The sequence below is a fragment of the Winogradskyella pelagia genome (genome assembly GCF_017581965.1).
GTDB classification, from domain to species: Bacteria; Bacteroidota; Bacteroidia; order Flavobacteriales; family Flavobacteriaceae; genus Winogradskyella; species Winogradskyella pelagia.
In genome coordinates this window covers 34,848-51,620 of record NZ_JAGEVF010000011.1, presented here as the reverse complement: position 1 = coordinate 51,620, position 16,773 = coordinate 34,848, and the positions used below count along the sequence as shown (strand labels likewise).

The following is a 16,773-nucleotide window of genomic DNA, read 5'->3' as shown; positions in this document are numbered from 1 at the left end:
TTTAATTGCTATATTTTAGCACCATGCAAGAGTTTAAGGTTAACATATATTCTTCTGCTAACAAACCTGAATGGGATGAATTTGTATCACAAAGTAATTGTGACACCTTTTTGTTCTTAAGGGATTTTATGGACTATCATAAAGATAGGTTTCAGGATTCCTCGTTGATGATTTACAGGGATTCAAAATTGGTAGCATTACTGCCTGCCAATAAGGAAAATGATATTTTGTTTTCTCATCAAGGGTTAACCTATGGAGGTTTGGTTTACAAGAAATTTTTAAAATCTTCTGATGCAATTAATATTTGGTGTGCGATATTAAAGTTTTTGCATAAAAATTCATGTAATACACTCTTTCTCAAAGAGCTCCCATACGTATATCTAGAAAACAGCGTTAATAATTCAATGTCATATATCCTATTTAAGACTGAGGCTCTTTGTAAAAGGGTCGATATGCATTCTATTATTAATCTTGAACAATACAAGCTTTCAAATAGCAGAAAAGAAGGAGTTAAAAGAGGTAAAAAAGCAGGTTTGGTTGTAAAAGAATCAGAAACTTTAGAGTTATTTTGGAATGATATTTTGATTCCAAATTTAAAATCAAAACATGGTGTAATTCCAGTACATTCCTTAAGTGAAATAAAATCGCTTAAGTCTAAATTTACTAATAATATTAGGCAGTTTAACGTTTATGACCAAGATAGGATTATTGCAGGTACTACTATTTTTGAGATGAAAAGTATTGTGCATTGTCAATACATTTCTGGCGATAGTAGTAAGAACTCTTCTGGAAGTTTAGACTTTTTACATGGACATCTCATAACAGAAGTATTTAGCACTAAAAAGTTCTTTAGTTTTGGAACCTCTAACATTAACGCTGGGCAGCAAGTAAATGCAGGACTGCAATTTTGGAAAGAAGGATTTGGAGCAAGATCTATAACACAAGGCTTTTTTGAGATATCAACTAAAAACTACAAGCTGTTGGAGGATGTAATGATATGATAAAGTTTTTGGATTTACATAAAATCAATCAAAGGTTTGAAGCCCAGTTTCAACAAGCTCTAAAGTATGCAATGACTTCTGGTCAATATGTATTAGGGGCGAATGTTTCGGCCTTTGAGGAAGAGTTTGCTCATTATTGCGGTACCAAACATTGTATAGGAGTTGCTAATGGACTAGATGCGCTAACGCTAATTCTTAAAGGGTATATCCATTTAGGAAAGCTTAAAAAAGGAGACCATGTCTTGGTGCCATCTAACACCTTTATAGCTACTATTCTATCTGTACTTCATGCAGGTCTTAATCCAGTTTTTGTAGAACCTAATCCAAAAACCTATAATTTAGATAAACACGGTGTTAAAGAGTCCTTAAGTAGAGAAATTAAGGCTATAATAATAGTCCATCTTTATGGACAATTAGCGGATGTTGAAGGATTACGAAATCTGAGTCGTGATAGAGATATTCTTCTTATTGCCGATGCGGCACAATCCCATGGCGCTCAAAGTAAATTGGGAAAATCTGGGAGTTTAGCAGATGCAGCGGCTTTTAGTTTTTATCCTAGCAAAAATTTGGGAGCCTTAGGAGACGGTGGAGCGGTAACAACCAATGACACCCATCTTGCTGATGTTGTTAGGCTTTATGGAAATTATGGTAGCAATGAGAAATATGTAAATAAAATTATTGGCCATAATAGTCGTCTAGATGATATACAAGCGGCGTTTTTAAGTGTAAAATTAAAACTGCTTGATAAAGATAATGCTAGGCGAAGACAAATTGCAAAGCGATACATTAGCGAAATTAAGAATCCCAAAATAGAGTTGCCTTATTTTGATGGCTCAGACAATCATGTTTTTTATGCTTTTGTGATTGAGGTTGAGAATCGTTCCGATTTTCAGATTTATCTAAAAGCTAACGATGTAGGTTGCTTAATTCATTATCCTATACCACCACATAAGCAGCAAGCCCTTAAGCAGTTCTCTGAGCTAGAATTGTCTGTTGCTGAGCAAATTCATAAAAGGGTTGTAAGTTTGCCAATAAGCCCTGTGATGAAAGAAAATGAAGTAGATGCCGTGATAAAAGTTTTAAATGCCTACTAATTGAAAAAATTTATCCAATACATAAATAATGAAGTTCTTGTTAAGGCGGCTGGACTTAAAACAGCCAATATTAGTCTTAAGATATTAGCTGGTATTCTAATTTCTAAATTCATAGCAATTTTTATTGGGCCAGAAGGAATGGCTCTTATTGGTAACCTTAGAAATTTTTTGAGCGCTGTGCAGTCTATAGCCATAGCAGGTCTGTATAAAGGTTTAGTAAAGTTTATTGGAAGATGCAAAAATGACGCCGTAGCATTAGCTAGAACCCTCTCAACGGTATTTTATTTTGGATTTTTTACATCAATGCTCTTAGCGTTTTTATGCTACTTCAATGCAGAGCATATTAATAATTTCATCTTCGCGGAAAATTATAATTACACCTATGTTGTTGAGACTATGGCAATAGTGTTGCCTTTCTACGCACTAAATATGTTCGCCTTTTCTATTATGAATGGGTTTTCCAAATTTAAGATATTACTCATTATAAATATAATTGGCCAGATTTTAGGATTATCCGTTACACTTCTTCTTATTTGGCAAGAACATATAGATGGTGCATTAGTGGCAGTAGTAATATCACCAGCCCTTAATTTACTTATTACGCTTGTTGGTATTCTCTACCGAAAAAATTTAATGTCTTCAATTAAGATAACCAATATTGATTTTTCAGTTATAAAGAATTTGAGCCCTTACATGATGATGGCTTTAGTCTCTTCCATTGCTATTCCCATTGTGCTAATACTTATAAGAAATTATATTATATATGAAATAGGTATGAAAGAAGCTGGGTACTGGCAAGCAATGAATAGAATCTCAGACTACTATCTCATGTTTGTAAATTCTTTAATGGCGCTGTATATACTTCCACGTTTTTCAGAAATTAGTACTAGAAAAGAATTTAGAAAAGAGGTTTTTAGTTTTTATAAAACCATAATGCCTTTTTTCGCCATAATATTAATTATCATTTTTTTGAGTAGATCGGTTCTTGTTACCCTTTTATTTTCAGAGGAGTTTAGTCCAGTGACAGAGCTGTTTGGATATCAAATTTTAGGTGACTTTATGAGGGTATTGTCAATGGTAATCGCTTATCAGTTTTTAGCAAAAAAAATGTTTGCACATTTTATTGTTTTAGAGGTATTCCTCTTTGTGATTATGTACCTATCTAGCATTTACTTTATTGATATTTTTGGCCTAAAGGGTGCGGTGATGGGACACTGCCTTAGTTATTTTATGCACTTTGCTATTATTTTACTGATTTTTGGAAGCTCATTGTTTGGTGTTATCTCTCCGGAAGAGATTGAAGACAATTAATTAGATAAATGTGAAACTTCAACGTTTTTTTCGTGGTAATTTGATACTTAAAATCACTTCTCTTAATGCGGTCGTGATTACTATAAGGCTTATTGTCTCAGTATTTATCCAACGCTTGTTGGCTGTAAATCTTGGTGAAGCCGGAATTGCTAATATTGGTCAGGTCCGCAATTTAATAGGCATGGTTACCAGCACTTCTACTTTTGGGACCTTTAGTGGAATAGTTAAGTATGTAGCACAGTATAGGCAAAACCTAATGGAACTTGCTAAATTATTTTCTACGACACTTGTTTTTCTTCTTATTGGATCGGCCTTAACAGCTATGGTCCTTTTTTTTGGAGCAGAAACGTTTTCAATCTATTTTTTCGGAACCAATTCTTATGGTTTTGTGCTCCAGTTACTTGCAGTACTCACTCCATTTGTTGCTCTCAATAGGGTTATCAGCGCGGTTGTTAACGGGTTATCCGAATATAAGAAGTATGCAAAAATTGAACTTATAAGTTATTTATTAGCGACAGTTGCCATTATTATAGGACTGTATACTGGGAATCTAGAAGGTGTTCTTATTGCAATTATTGTAGCGCCTGTAATACAATTAGGTGTTGTTTTAGCCATTTTTGGTCCACGACTTTCAGATTATGTTCAATTTAACTCCCTGACGTGGAGTTTGTTTTACAAGAATAAGTTACTCGCATTCACTCTTATGTCTTTTGTTTCAACTTTTATGCTAAACTACATAGAACTGGATATAAGAACTCTTATTACCGCAGAACTCAATATCAATGAGGCTGGGTATTGGACAGCTCTAAACTTTATTTCTAAAAATTATATGGTATTTGCTTCGGGATTATTTACACTCTACGTTATACCAAGATTCGCAAATATTTATGAAAAAGAGACATTTAAAAACGAAGTCTTAAATATTTATAAAACCATATTACCAATTTTTGGCTTGGGTATGCTGTTGGTTTACCTATTGAGAAATTTTATTATTGAAATTATTTACCCAGATTTTACAGGAATGGAGCCTTTATTCAAATGGCAATTATTAGGGGATTTTATTCGTCTTTGCTCATTGGTATTGGCACACCAGTTTTTAGCAAAACGCATGGTAAAAAGTTTTATAATTACCGAAATAATTTCTTTGTTGCTGTTTTTTACTATGTCTAAAATATTTGTCCAATATTATGGGACTGAAGGTATAGTCATTGCTCATTTTATACGTTATGTAATTTATTTAATAATTGTTATCATTGTCATTAGGAAGTATTTTGATAAGCAGGGAAAAGAGGTTTAAATGCAGAGAATTTGTAAATTATTTATAGATAATGAACCTTTTCATTTTGAAGTTGAAGGTGATTTTTTTTGGGGAAAAAAGGTGTTGTTATACCCTAAGGTAGATAATGTGCTTTCAAAAGTGAAATGGCAAAATGATGGCTATAAGACCTTAGGTGCTTTTGAAAAAGACGAATTTTCAAAGTTGAAAAAATCAATAAAGAAGATTGTTTTAAATGCCCTAAAAGAAAATGGAATTAGGGTAGATGAGGATACTTTTAAGCTTGCAGATTACCACAAATATGTTACAACAGATTCGCTTCACAATAAATTGATAAATATAACCCGGAACCTAGAAGTTTCGGATTTTGATTTTGATATTGAAATTCTTGCAAAACGTTTCGGAGATATTTTGGGTTATGAACTCACTTCGTGGGTAGAAGAACTTCAAAAATCACATATTCAAATTAGAATAAGCCGTCCAAGTTCTTTAGATATTAATCCGCCACATCGCGATGGCTATTTAAGTTATTGGGAAGATATAGTAAATGTTTGGCTACCTATCGAAGGTTGTAACCAAAAATCATCTTTGCCAGTCTTACCTGGTAGTCATTTATTGCCCGAGGACGAGATCTTAAGAACCGAAAGTAAAGGGGCGAAAATTAATGGAAATGTATATTACGTACCCTGTATATTAGAAACTAAATTAGGTGCAATGAAAATGATAAGACCTAATCCACAAGAGGGCGAAGCACTTCTATTCTCTCCTTTTTTAATTCATGGGGCCGCTGTAAATCAAAATGAAGATACTACTAGAATTTCACTTGAATTACGCTTTCCCAAAGCTAATGGTTAAGTTGACCATTTTTTTAGATAGTGTTGAGCGCAATTAATGTGGTCGTGATGGGTCTCAACGAATGCTCTTGCATTTTTTGATATTTCAATAATTTTATTGGGATTAAGAATCAGCCATTCTAATTTGTCGGCAATGTTTTGAGCATCAGGTAGGGCATTTATGGCCACACTGTCTTCTTCAAGGTTATAGTGTTCTAGCCATTCTTGTTCTGCACCAGTAAAGACTACTTTACCTTTTGCCATGGCTTCTAGAGCATTAAAACCTTGGTCATAGGCATAGACTTGATCTAATAAAATATGAGCTTTATCAAAGGATTTTATAAAGTCTACATACTTAAGGTCAGTCACTGTGATTATTTCAATTTTATTTTTATGTCTTACTGAAATCAAATCAAGGGCTTGCTCAAAAATATCATTTCCTTTCTTATAATAGTTCTTGCTGTTAATACCATGGAAGATCACGATTTTATTATCCAGATTTGGTGTCTTATAATGAAGTTGGCTTAGCTCAATAGCGTGTGGAATCATGCCAAGATAATTAGGATGGTCTATTAAGGGTATATGGTAATCAAGGTCGTTAGAAATTATGCCTTCAATAGTTTTAGTGAGATAAGCATGAATCTTTTTATGTTCTGGAGAAAAATAGCTTAAAACATGTTGAAAGTTTTTGTTAGTTATTTTGCCCTCAAAATAGGGTGTTAAAATAGAATACCTAAACTTCTTATTGTAGGCATGCATAACACTGACGTAATCCGGACCCGTTGAGAGAAGGAAGGTTTTGTCATTCCAGTTTATAAGCCATTTAAGGATCTCAAGCTGGCATTTAAGGTCGATTAAAAAAGGTGACTCATTTACGAGTTGTATAACATCGTAACCTGATAATTCATCTTTTTTTGATAAAATCTGTTTTTTTACCGAATGAGCAAGAAGATCTATTTTGAAAAATTTATAAATTAAGACCCTAACTTTTTTTAAAAACCTAGAACTTAAAGGGTCTTTAATTTCAATATCTATATCAACTTTTTTAAACCCATCTCTAAAACCTATGACCAAGACCTCATGTCCTAGCGTTTGGAGCCCTCTTTTTAAGTTCCAATGCGTTCTGTTGTATTCACCAACCAATAAGATTTTCATAGGATAGATTATAATGTTGAAGAGGATATTTATAAAGTCCTATTCCGATGGTTTTAAAACGCCAACACTCATAAGCGGATGTTTCATTTATATCGTTACATTTGTTTTCAAAAGTATATGAATTTTTTCATTCAGAATTTAAATTAAATTGAAAAAAAGCGAACTAAATTTTTGTTGGCTTGAGTTTTATAAAATTTAATATGTTTAGAAAAAAATTAGTTTTTTCTGCAAGAACGCCTCCATTTTAATGATTAAACCTAGAATTAAAAAAATATGTATTGTGGTATCCTCACTTGGAGGTGGAGGTGCAGAAAGAGCTTCAGGGTTATTATCCAAGATTTTATATAATTTAGGCCATGAGGTGCATGTGGTTAGCGTTATGGACAATATTGAGTTTCCTTATTCGGGCCAGTTATTAAATCTAGGGGCACTTAAACCCAAAAAAAATACAATAGGATCTAGGATAAGTCGATATGGCGTTTTAAAAAGATATTTAGCGCAACATAATTTTGACTATATCATAGACACTAGAACACGTATTGGGAGCTTAAAAGAGTTTATAATCTCAAAATTCTTGTACAAAGCTCGGCAGACTATTTACGTGGTTCATAGTTCTAATTTAAAGGCCTATCTCAATACTTCTAAGCGACTAGGGAAATTATTATATGGCAATGCACATCGTATTGTGGCAGTATCAAACTCAATAGCAAAAAAAATTGAAGATATCTATAAGGTAAAAAATGTTACGACCATTTACAACGCTATGGATGTAACCTATGTTCAAAATGAAAATAGGGATAAGCGAGAATTTGAGAGTTATATTTTGTTTTATGGTCGCCTAATTGATGATATTAAAAATATCTCACTTTTATTAGAGGCCTATTCAAAATCTAATCTAATACAAGCTAAAATAAAGCTCAAAATTCTCGGAGAGGGTGAAGATAAAACTAAACTAAAACACAAAGTAAAAGCCTTAGGATTAAATTCTCATGTACAATTTTTGTCTTATAATACCAATCCTTTTCAAATTGTATCCGATGCTATTTTTGTTGTTTTAACAAGTAGGTATGAAGGTTTTCCAATGGTTATTGTTGAATCTTTATCAATGGGTACGCCAGTTGTTTCAGTAGATTGTGAAACTGGGCCTAATGAAATTATAATCCATAAGAAAAATGGTTTACTTGTAGAAAATCATAATGCTGAAGCTTTTGCCAACGCCATGAATCTAATGTTAGAGGATAAAGATTTATACTTACATTGTAAGGCCAATGCTGCAGAAAGTGTAGAGCGTTTTTCAATGGAGAAGATAGCACAACAGTGGAACAAGCTTATAACTTAGTCTTTATGTTATGAATCTTAATAGAATAAAACTAATAGATATACCAAAAGTACATGATGAACGTGGTTCGTTGGCTGTTGTTGAAAAGGAAGCTATTCCATTTCATATTAAACGTGTTTATTATCTCTTTGATGTACCTAGTGATAGCTATAGAGGAGGACATGCACACAAAAAACAAGAGTCGCTTATCTTGGCTTTAAGTGGGAGCTTTGAGGTCATAGTGGACAATGGAAAATCTAAAAAACGTATTATACTTAATAAACCTACTCAAGGGTTGTATATACCTACTCATATTTGGAGAGAGATAGATAACTTTTCTTCAGGAGCTGTATGCTTGGTCTTAGCTTCAACGGAATTTGACGAATCTGAATATATTAGGGATTACGATACGTTTTGTCAATTAAAAGGAGACGAATAAATCTGATTTCTTAAAAGGAAGAATTTAAGCCTCTTAAGCAGTTGTAACATACTTGAAGGTAATATTAGTAAAAGCCTAAGTTTTTTGTTTAGGTGTTTTAAGTCAATTTCATTTTTCGCCTTTTTGTAATTAGAATAATCACCTCTAAGTTTTGCCTCCATCGCAATCATAAATCTATTAACATCTAAATAGGCTTTTAACGAGGGATTCTCCTGTTCTGCGACCTTGTGTTTGGCTAACATTTTTAACAAGTTTGGTATATTTTTGGTAAGAGACAAATGATTTTCCTCTGCGTAGATTTTCTTATGCGCTGTTGGTTTAGAAGAAAAGGCCACTTTGAAATTACAAGCAAGTCTTATCCATAAATCATTGTCTTCTCCCCATCCTAGTTCATCATCAAAAATATAGCCTTTGTCTGTTACCGTTTTTGGAATGGCCACCACTGAGGTCCATAAGATGCTATCAGCTAAACTTGTTTTAAAATAATCTTCAACAATTCCAAAGAACGGATGGTCAACATGACTAAAAGTTGGCGCTTTAATATAAGTTTCAAAATAATGCTTCTCATAAGCTGTGGAATATATACCACAATTTGGGAAGGCTTTAGTAAGAGAATCTAGTTCAGATAAATGATTGTCTAACCAAATATCGTCTCCATCGCAAAGTGCGATGTATTTACCTTTTGCTTTACTGATGCCGTAATTTCTTGCTTTAGAGACCCCTTGGTTTTTAGTAGAATAAACTGTAATCCTATCGTCTGCGATAGAATTTAATATCTCCAAACTATTGTCCGAGCTACCATCATCAACTATTAAAAGTTCAAAATCAGAAAATGATTGCTCTAGTATACTTTCTATAGTAGACTTAACAAAATGGGCTTTATTATAAACTGTTGTAACTACCGAAAAATATGGTGTCATTTACTCTTTTAAGCTTATAGTACAAAGGTAGCCTAATTTATAAAACTGAAGGAGTTTAATATTTGGATTAATGCCTAACAAATTCTGGGTTAACTTGCTTTTAGTGAATTTAAAAATAAGACTGACCAATCTTACTAATCCTAGTTTTTTTAGAAAATTGAAGGTTTTGACTAGACTGCTGCTAGAGATTTGTAGTCTGGCATCTCTATGTAACATGTAGGAAGTCACTACAGCTTTTCTAACCTTGTTGAAGAATTCTTTATTGTCATCTAAGCCTTTATGAATAACTGGATTATTGATGTGAAGGACTCTCGTGTTATTAGATTTCATCAAAGCACCTAAAAGAATATCATAGCCATAACCTTCGTCTTCAATGCTTGAGAATAAATCTTTAAGTAATGTCTTTTTAATTAAAAAGTTTGCTGAAACTATGTATTTATATGGAGATTTATTTCGCAATGATGCCTCTATATCCTCATAGGTCTTGCCATATTTCCAGCGCAGTAATTTACTATCAATTGGTTTCTCAACATCATAAGTGCATCCGCCATAAATGGCCTCAAAATCCGATTTAAAATAGCTTGAATAGTTGTTTAAGAATTGATTGTCTTTGAGTTCTACATCCGCGTCGAGAAATAATAACCAGCTGTATTTGGCTTGTGCTGCTAAATGTTTTCTAGACGTAATTCTACCTTTATTTTTCTGGGATATTATGTGCGAGGCATGCTTTATTCCTGAGCAAATGCTCTTATTATTGTCTACAAATTGAGTTGACCCATCTTCTAGGCACAATATTTCAACATTAAAGTTAATCTGCTCTATGCTCTGACTTAAGCCTTCTAAAAGAGTTGCAATAGGATAATTATAAACAGGTATTAAAATAGAAAGCATAATGACATATTGAGAGTTTGCAGAGCTTTACAATAGTGTTATGAGGTCTTACGTTGAACAACCTCAAATACTTTATTCTCGTCACACTTTAGGGTTTTGCTTGGGTATTTTAAAAGTAAAGCATAATCATGCGTCGCCATCAGTATCGTATTTCCGTTTTTATTTATGTCTTGTAGAACTTCCATAACTTCAATACTAGTTTGAGGATCTAGATTACCTGTAGGCTCGTCTGCGAGGATGAGTTCAGGGTCATTGAGCAAAGCTCTTGCTATTGCAATGCGCTGCTGTTCTCCACCAGAGAGCTCGTGTGGGAATTTAAAGCCTTTGGTTTTCATGCCTACTTTATCTAAAACCTGTTCTATACGATCTTTAATCTTATCTTTTTCCTTCCATCCTGTAGCTTTAAGCACAAACTCTAAATTACCGTTAATAGTTCTATCAGGTAAAAGCTTAAAGTCCTGAAAGACGATACCTAGTTTTCGTCTTAAAAACGGAATATCCTTTTCTTTTATGGTCCTTAAATTAAAACCAACCACAGAACCTTCCCCTTCTGTGAGTTCTAGGTCGCCATAGAGCGTTTTCATAAAACTACTTTTTCCACTTCCAGTTTTACCTATAAGATATACGAAGTCTCCTTTTTGTAATTCAAAATTAACCTCTGAAAGTACCATGTTTCCACCTTGGTAAATCGTTACATTTTTTAACTGTAAAACCGTTTCGGACATAGTTTATATATCTATTTTAGATTTGAGTAAAAGTATTGTTTAAAAAAACAATTCCCAAATATTGGAAATTACTTAAAGTATTAAAAAAAACCTTTAAGTATTAGATTATTGTCTGGTGATTAGGTTTATTCTATTTGCATTAGTGCTCTAGAGGAGTTACATCTTTTAAGAAATTTAATAAATACGTTTATAATTTCAATTCTAATCTTCCGTTATAGAATTGGTATTACTATATATTTGGGGTGTTCACTTAATTTCAATCAAAAAACAAGACTAATGCAATCCATTAAAAAACAGATTCTCTATGTTGTTATTGCAATTTCATGCGCAATTTCCGCGCAAGAGAGTGAAATATACACCAGTGAACTTAGAGATTTTCAAAAGGCATTAACACTGTACAATAACAATCAGTTTAAAGCCGCGCAATCATTGTTTGAGAGTATAAAGTATAATTCAGAAGACAGTGTCGTAGAATCTGATTGTTCGTATTATATCGCTAATTGTGCTGTGAGGCTAAATCAAAATAATGCTGATGATTTAGTCGAAGGATTTGTCGAGGACTATCCAACAAGTACTAAGCGCAATTCGGCTTTTATGGATATTGCAGACTATTATTTTGAAAATTCTAAATATGCTTATGCACGTAAATGGTACGACAAGGTAGATGAACTAAGTATAGCACGTTCCGAAAAAAATAACTTTTATTTTAATTTTGGTTATAGTCTTTATGCCACTGGCAGTGAGCAACAAGCTGCTAAATATCTTAACCGGGTTAAGGATACAGAGGCTTATGGGTCACAAGCCAAATACTATTTGGGCTACATGGCCTATGAAGGTGATGATTACGACACGGCAAATCAGTATTTTGATGAGGTTGGCAATGATGAAAAGTACAAGGAAAAGTTATCGTATTATCAGGCGGATTTAAATTTTAAACTCGGAAAATTTGAAAAGGCAATAGAATTGGCTTTGGAGCAACTCCCAAAAAGTAATGAAAGAGAAGCCTCTGAATTATCTAAGATCATTGGAGAAAGTTACTTTAATCTTAACAATTATGAAGATGCCATTCCCTATTTAAAGAATTATAAAGGTAAAGTAGGTAAATGGAATAACACAGACTATTATCAACTGGGTTACGCTTATTATAAACAAAATGATTTTGAAAGCGCCATTTCGGAGTTTAACAAAATAGTTGATGGTAGTAATGCAGTCGCTCAAAATGCTTATCATCACCTAGGGGAAAGTTATATAAACCTAGGTAAAAAACAGGAAGCGCTCAACGCTTTTAGAAATGCCTCACAAATGGATTTTGATTTAAAAATCCAAGAAGACGCTTGGCTCAATTATGCTAAAATCAGCTATGACATTGGAAATCCTTATCAAGCGGTACCCGAGGTATTGTCTGAATATTTAGATACTTACCCAGAGACCAGCTACAAAGAAGAGATAGAGACTCTACTCATAGATTCCTATATCACATCTAAAAATTATCAGGAAGCACTTGTCTTGTTAAAGAGAAAAAAGAGCTACGATAATAAGTTAGCCTATCAAAGAGTAGCTTTCTTAAGAGGTGTAGAACTTTATGATGAATCAAATTACAATGACGCTTTAGAGTTGTTTAATAATTCATTAAAAGAGCCTCTAGATCCTATTTTCACTGCTAAAGCTACATTTTGGAAAGCTGAGGTTGAATATAACCTCTCAAATTTTAATGATGCATTGATAGGGTTCAAGCAATTCGTAAGTATGAAAGATACGCCTGCTTTACCAGAAAGGGAGAATTTAGATTACAACTTAGGGTATACCTACTTCAAACTAAAAAATTACGAATCTGCTTCAGAATATTTTAAGCGGTTTATAGCTAAAAATACATCTGATAGATTAAGGCGCAATGACGCTTATTTGCGACTTGCCGATGGTTATTTTGTAAGAAGTCAATACAGCGAGGCTATTGCTAATTATGACAGGGCCATTCAAATTAATGAAATTGAAATAGATTATGCTGCGTTCCAAAAAGCGATGAGCTACGGTTATTTAGGGAATCGCAAAACAAAGGTTGTTGAATTAAATAACTTCATAGAGGCCTATCCAAAATCGGGTCTCAGAGATGATGCTATGTACGAATTGGCTAACTCTTACGTAAAAAGTAATGAATTGGATAAAGCTATGATGATGTATAATCGCTTAAATTCCGAGTACAGAAGCGGTGCATTTGCTTCTAAAGCTTTATTGCGCCAAGGCTTGGTATATTACAATTCAAATGAAAATGAAAAAGCGCTTGTAAAATTTAAAAAGGTCGCCGGTGATTTTCCGGGTTCGGGTGAGGCTGTCCAGGCTGTTGCTACTGCCAGGTTAATTTATATTGATCTTGGTAGGGTAGATGATTACGCCAATTGGGTGAGTAGTTTGGATTATGTTGAGGTTTCAGATGTAGAATTAGATAATACGATGTACTCAGCTGCTGAAAAACCTTTCTTAGATGGTGATACGGACAAAAGTATTAGGCAATTCAATAAGTATTTAAATCAATTTCCAAACGGTATTCATGTGTTAAAATCACACTTCTATCTAGCACAATTATATTTCAAAAAGGATTTGTTGGAAAATGCACAGCCACATTACATCTATGTTGTTGAAGCTTCTAAAAGCGAATTTTCAGAACAGGCACTAGTTAGATTGTGTGAAATTTATTTGACTTCAAATAACTGGACAGAAGCTGTGCCATTACTTGAGCGCCTAGAGAGCGAGGCGAGCTATCCGCAAAATGAACTTTATGCACAATCCAACCTTATGAACGCCTATTATCAAATGCAAGATTATTCTAAAGCTGAGGCTTATGCAGATAAGGTTTTAGGTAACGACAAATTAGATAAAAAGGTAAAAAGTGATGCGCAGTTAGTTATAGCTAGGTCGGCCATTAAAACTGGCAATTACTCTAAAGCCAAAGCTGCTTACGCTAATCTTGAAAAGATAGCAATTGGCAAAATTGCTGCTGAGGCACTTTATTATAACGCGTATTTTAAGCATAAAGAAGGGAAGTTTGAGGCTTCAAATGTTACTATACAGAAATTGGCAAAAGACTATAGCGGCTATAAATACTATAGCTCTAAAGGTCTAGTGATAATGGCTAAGAATTTTTATGAGCTAAAGGATGCTTTTCAGGCTACCTATATTTTAGAAAGCGTGGTTTCTAATTTCCCTGAGTTTGAAGATGTAGTAGAAGAAGCTAGTCAAGAACTGGACAGAATTAAAGCAGAACAGGCCAAAACAAATTCATCAATTGAAACCGAAGATAATTAAAGGTTTTATCGGTTTGTATCAATCAAAAAATCAAAATGGGTAAAATGAAATCTAAGTATGTAATAGTATTTTTTTTAGTCGCTTTTATTGGTAAAATAAATGCACAAGATCGGAAAAAGGATACTATTGATAATCAGGTTGTAAATGTGGTAAAGCCATATAAGCCAACAATTTCAGATGCTTTTAAAATTAAGGATGTGCCTCGCTTGAGTGATTCCAATGCAATTAAGAAAAAGGTTGTTAAGTACAATATCTTTTCTATTCCCGTGGCCTCAACCTTCACGCCTGCTAAAGGCAAAGCTGCTAATGTAGAAAAAGCAAAATCTATAAAGCTATATGATAATTATGCGTCATTAGGTTTTGGGTCTTACACTACAATTTTGGGTGAGGTTTATCTTAACCATGAGCTCAATAATACCACAAATGTTGGTGGTTATTTAAGTCATCACTCTTCGCAGGGTGGTATTAATGGCTTATTATTGGATGACGATTTTACAAAAACCAATATCAATGCCTATTATTCTCAAAAGATGAGAGATTTTTCTTGGAAAGTTGATACAGGGTTCAGCCTCCAGTCGTACAACTGGTATGGATTGCCAGAGAATTTCTTTGGTCAGGCAGAAGCCAATCTTATAGATCCAGGTCATGCTTTTAGTGGTTTCAATATTGGAGGAGTAATTGGATTTGATGATGGTATTGTAAAAAAAGGAAGTGTACGCTTTAGGCGATTTTCTGACGACCAAGACTCCGGAGAAAACCGTTTTATCGCTAAGACAGGCTTAGATATTCCCATTAGCGGCGAGATGATAAAAACAGATGTTTATATCGATTATATTAGTGGAAATTTTGATAATGACTTTGCTTCTAATACCGAGATAAACTATGGCAATATTACCGTAGGCCTATCACCAAGCTATCAATTAAAGCAAGATAATCTAACGGTTGATTTGGGTGTAGGTTTGGTTTTTTTAAACGATACTGAATTTAGTGAAAACAAATTCTTTATATACCCTGATATTGAAGCTACTTATAGAGTAGTAAGTGATATCCTTATCGCTTATGGTGGTATTAAGGGAGGTTTAATCCAAAATTCATATAACCAATTAGCTAATGAAAATCCTTTTGTGTCACCCACATTGTTAATTGCGCCTACGGACCAAAGGTATAATGGTTTTATTGGTTTAAAAGGTAAACTCTCTAGCAGTGTGAGTTATAATGTCAAGGGTAATTATTTCGCGGAAGAGAATAGGGTCTTATTTAGATTAAATGATGCACAAACTTTTGCTACAAGAGATTATCAATTTGGTAATTCATTTGGTGTGGTTTATGATGATGTAACTACCTTATCTATTGAGGGAGAACTTAACTTCGATGTTAACAGAAATGTAACCTTAGGAATAAAAGGGGCATATTTTAATTATTCAATGGAGAACCAAGCTGAGCCTTGGAACTTACCTGATGTTACCGCATCAATTTTTGCAGATGTTCAAATTACAGACCAATGGTACGCAGGGGCAAGTGCCTTTTTTGTTGGAGAGCGAAAAGACAGAGAGCAATTGATTGGGACATTAGGCCCATCATCAGCACGTATTGTTACTTTAGATAGTTATTTAGATCTTAATACGCACTTGGGTTATAGGGTAAATGATCAATTTACTGTTTTTGCAAAAGGTAATAATTTGCTAAATCAGGATTATCAGAGGTATTTAAATTTCTCTGTTCAGGGCATTCAAGTTTTGGCAGGAGCTACCTATCAATTTGATTTCTAGTTTATGAGGTGAGTTAATTTAGCGAGATAGTCATAATGTGCGCCAACCGCTACTTTTTCACAACGTAATCCTGCGTGCATGCATAGTTCATTTAAGGTGTCGAAATCTAAATAAAGCCATTTCAAAGCAATGTCTTTCTCTCCTTTATAAGAGATATAGTAATCTAACTCGCCGTAGTAATTAGCATTGATATCTAACCAATAGCCACCATCATCATCTTCATACATGTATTTAATATCAGAGGAATCTATTAGTATTTGGCCTTCTTTATTAAGAAGTGATTTTAGATGCTTTAAATACCTTGGGGCTGAATCTAAGTATTGAAAAATCCCTGTGCCATTCATTAATAAGAGAATAGTGTCAAATGTTTCGGTTTCGTTTAAAAGCGATTTAAATTCGGCATTGATAACACCACGCTTTTTGGTGACTTCAATGGCACCTTTCGAATTATCTATGGCCTTCACGTTGAATCCTTTACTTTGCAACCACAGCGCGTGGTTGCCAGCTCCACATCCAACATCTAAAATATGACCTTTGCATAAATTTAAAGCGTTTTGTTCTAGCGTAGGCATCTCTGAAAAATCCCTGAACAAATAGGGCAAGGGTAAGGTGTCCTCCTCAGAAATGTTGGTAGATGTGACAATGTCTACCGAATAATTACCTTGGTAATAATCTAAAAGTGCTTTGCCGAATAGGTCTTTCATCAACTTAAATAAAACATAAAGGTACAACAGGAAATCT

Annotated in this window: 14 protein-coding genes; 9 read left to right on the top strand and 5 right to left on the bottom strand. The window is 33.8% G+C overall.

The features are described from left to right. Nucleotides 1–23 precede the first annotated feature (23 nt). From J4050_RS12900 to J4050_RS12880, 5 genes are read left to right on the top strand one after another with little or no spacing between them, the layout of a single operon-like run. A complete protein-coding gene (locus tag J4050_RS12900) occupies nucleotides 24–1,001 on the top strand; it encodes a GNAT family N-acetyltransferase (protein WP_208155006.1) in 978 nt (325 codons plus the stop codon). Further along, nucleotides 998–2,095, top strand: coding sequence for a DegT/DnrJ/EryC1/StrS family aminotransferase (locus tag J4050_RS12895; protein ID WP_208155005.1), 1,098 nt, complete (start codon nucleotides 998–1,000; stop codon nucleotides 2,093–2,095). The genes J4050_RS12900 and J4050_RS12895 overlap by 4 nt, the downstream gene beginning before the upstream one ends. Further along, complete coding sequence (locus J4050_RS12890; protein WP_208155004.1) at nucleotides 2,096–3,406, top strand: O-antigen translocase; 1,311 nt, start codon at nucleotides 2,096–2,098, stop codon at nucleotides 3,404–3,406. Nucleotides 3,407–3,416: 10 nt separating this feature from the next. Continuing rightward, nucleotides 3,417–4,703 (top strand): oligosaccharide flippase family protein, encoded by a 1,287-nt coding sequence (locus tag J4050_RS12885; protein WP_208155003.1) that lies wholly within the window; start codon nucleotides 3,417–3,419, stop codon nucleotides 4,701–4,703. Continuing rightward, entirely contained in the window at nucleotides 4,704–5,537 is an 834-nt protein-coding gene (locus J4050_RS12880; RefSeq protein WP_208155002.1) for a phytanoyl-CoA dioxygenase family protein, read from the top strand. On the opposite strand, the gene J4050_RS12875 is transcribed toward J4050_RS12880, so the two are convergent. Next, entirely contained in the window at nucleotides 5,534–6,670 is a 1,137-nt protein-coding gene (locus J4050_RS12875; protein WP_208155001.1) for a glycosyltransferase, read from the bottom strand. The genes J4050_RS12880 and J4050_RS12875 overlap by 4 nt on opposite strands. A gap of 247 nt (nucleotides 6,671–6,917) precedes the next feature. Here J4050_RS12875 and J4050_RS12870 point away from each other — a divergent pair, with 247 nt between their 5' ends. After that, the gene (locus tag J4050_RS12870; RefSeq protein ID WP_208155000.1) at nucleotides 6,918–8,009 is read left to right on the top strand and encodes a glycosyltransferase; all 1,092 of its coding nucleotides are present in this window, start codon (nucleotides 6,918–6,920) and stop codon (nucleotides 8,007–8,009) included. A gap of 10 nt (nucleotides 8,010–8,019) precedes the next feature. After that, entirely contained in the window at nucleotides 8,020–8,427 is a 408-nt protein-coding gene (locus J4050_RS12865; protein ID WP_208154999.1) for a sugar 3,4-ketoisomerase, read from the top strand. On the opposite strand, the gene J4050_RS12860 is transcribed toward J4050_RS12865, so the two are convergent. The 3 genes from J4050_RS12860 to J4050_RS12850 are packed head-to-tail and all read right to left on the bottom strand — an operon-like array spanning nucleotide 8,406 to nucleotide 10,963. Then, nucleotides 8,406–9,347 (bottom strand): glycosyltransferase family 2 protein, encoded by a 942-nt coding sequence (locus tag J4050_RS12860; protein WP_208154998.1) that lies wholly within the window; start codon nucleotides 9,345–9,347, stop codon nucleotides 8,406–8,408. The genes J4050_RS12865 and J4050_RS12860 overlap by 22 nt on opposite strands. Then, nucleotides 9,348–10,238 (bottom strand): glycosyltransferase family 2 protein, encoded by an 891-nt coding sequence (locus tag J4050_RS12855; protein ID WP_208154997.1) that lies wholly within the window; start codon nucleotides 10,236–10,238, stop codon nucleotides 9,348–9,350. A gap of 38 nt (nucleotides 10,239–10,276) precedes the next feature. Then, entirely contained in the window at nucleotides 10,277–10,963 is a 687-nt protein-coding gene (locus J4050_RS12850; RefSeq protein WP_208154996.1) for a cell division ATP-binding protein FtsE, read from the bottom strand. A gap of 276 nt (nucleotides 10,964–11,239) precedes the next feature. Between J4050_RS12850 and J4050_RS12845 the strand changes: the two genes are divergently transcribed. Both J4050_RS12845 and J4050_RS12840 read left to right on the top strand, forming a co-directional pair. Then, nucleotides 11,240–14,263: a tetratricopeptide repeat protein gene (locus J4050_RS12845; protein ID WP_208154995.1), complete on the top strand. Its 3,024-nt coding sequence runs from the start codon at nucleotides 11,240–11,242 to the stop codon at nucleotides 14,261–14,263. A gap of 44 nt (nucleotides 14,264–14,307) precedes the next feature. After that, on the top strand, nucleotides 14,308–16,032 hold the full coding sequence (locus J4050_RS12840; protein ID WP_208154994.1) for a TonB-dependent receptor: 1,725 nt from the start codon (nucleotides 14,308–14,310) through the stop codon (nucleotides 16,030–16,032). Here J4050_RS12840 and J4050_RS12835 read toward each other — a convergent pair. Next, nucleotides 16,029–16,736, bottom strand: coding sequence for a class I SAM-dependent methyltransferase (locus J4050_RS12835; protein WP_208154993.1), 708 nt, complete (start codon nucleotides 16,734–16,736; stop codon nucleotides 16,029–16,031). The genes J4050_RS12840 and J4050_RS12835 overlap by 4 nt on opposite strands. Nucleotides 16,737–16,773 lie beyond the last annotated feature (37 nt).

Coding starts and splice junctions, on each gene's coding strand:
- J4050_RS12880 (WP_208155002.1), top strand. CDS start 4,704: ATGCAGAGAATTTGTAAATTATTTATAGATAATGAACCTTTTCATTTT.
- J4050_RS12845 (WP_208154995.1), top strand. CDS start 11,240: ATGCAATCCATTAAAAAACAGATTCTCTATGTTGTTATTGCAATTTCA.
- J4050_RS12900 (WP_208155006.1), top strand. CDS start 24: ATGCAAGAGTTTAAGGTTAACATATATTCTTCTGCTAACAAACCTGAA.
- J4050_RS12875 (WP_208155001.1), bottom strand. CDS start 6,670: ATGAAAATCTTATTGGTTGGTGAATACAACAGAACGCATTGGAACTTA.
- J4050_RS12865 (WP_208154999.1), top strand. CDS start 8,020: ATGAATCTTAATAGAATAAAACTAATAGATATACCAAAAGTACATGAT.
- J4050_RS12840 (WP_208154994.1), top strand. CDS start 14,308: ATGAAATCTAAGTATGTAATAGTATTTTTTTTAGTCGCTTTTATTGGT.
- J4050_RS12835 (WP_208154993.1), bottom strand. CDS start 16,736: ATGAAAGACCTATTCGGCAAAGCACTTTTAGATTATTACCAAGGTAAT.
- J4050_RS12855 (WP_208154997.1), bottom strand. CDS start 10,238: ATGCTTTCTATTTTAATACCTGTTTATAATTATCCTATTGCAACTCTT.
- J4050_RS12860 (WP_208154998.1), bottom strand. CDS start 9,347: ATGACACCATATTTTTCGGTAGTTACAACAGTTTATAATAAAGCCCAT.
- J4050_RS12850 (WP_208154996.1), bottom strand. CDS start 10,963: ATGTCCGAAACGGTTTTACAGTTAAAAAATGTAACGATTTACCAAGGT.
- J4050_RS12895 (WP_208155005.1), top strand. CDS start 998: ATGATAAAGTTTTTGGATTTACATAAAATCAATCAAAGGTTTGAAGCC.
- J4050_RS12870 (WP_208155000.1), top strand. CDS start 6,918: ATGATTAAACCTAGAATTAAAAAAATATGTATTGTGGTATCCTCACTT.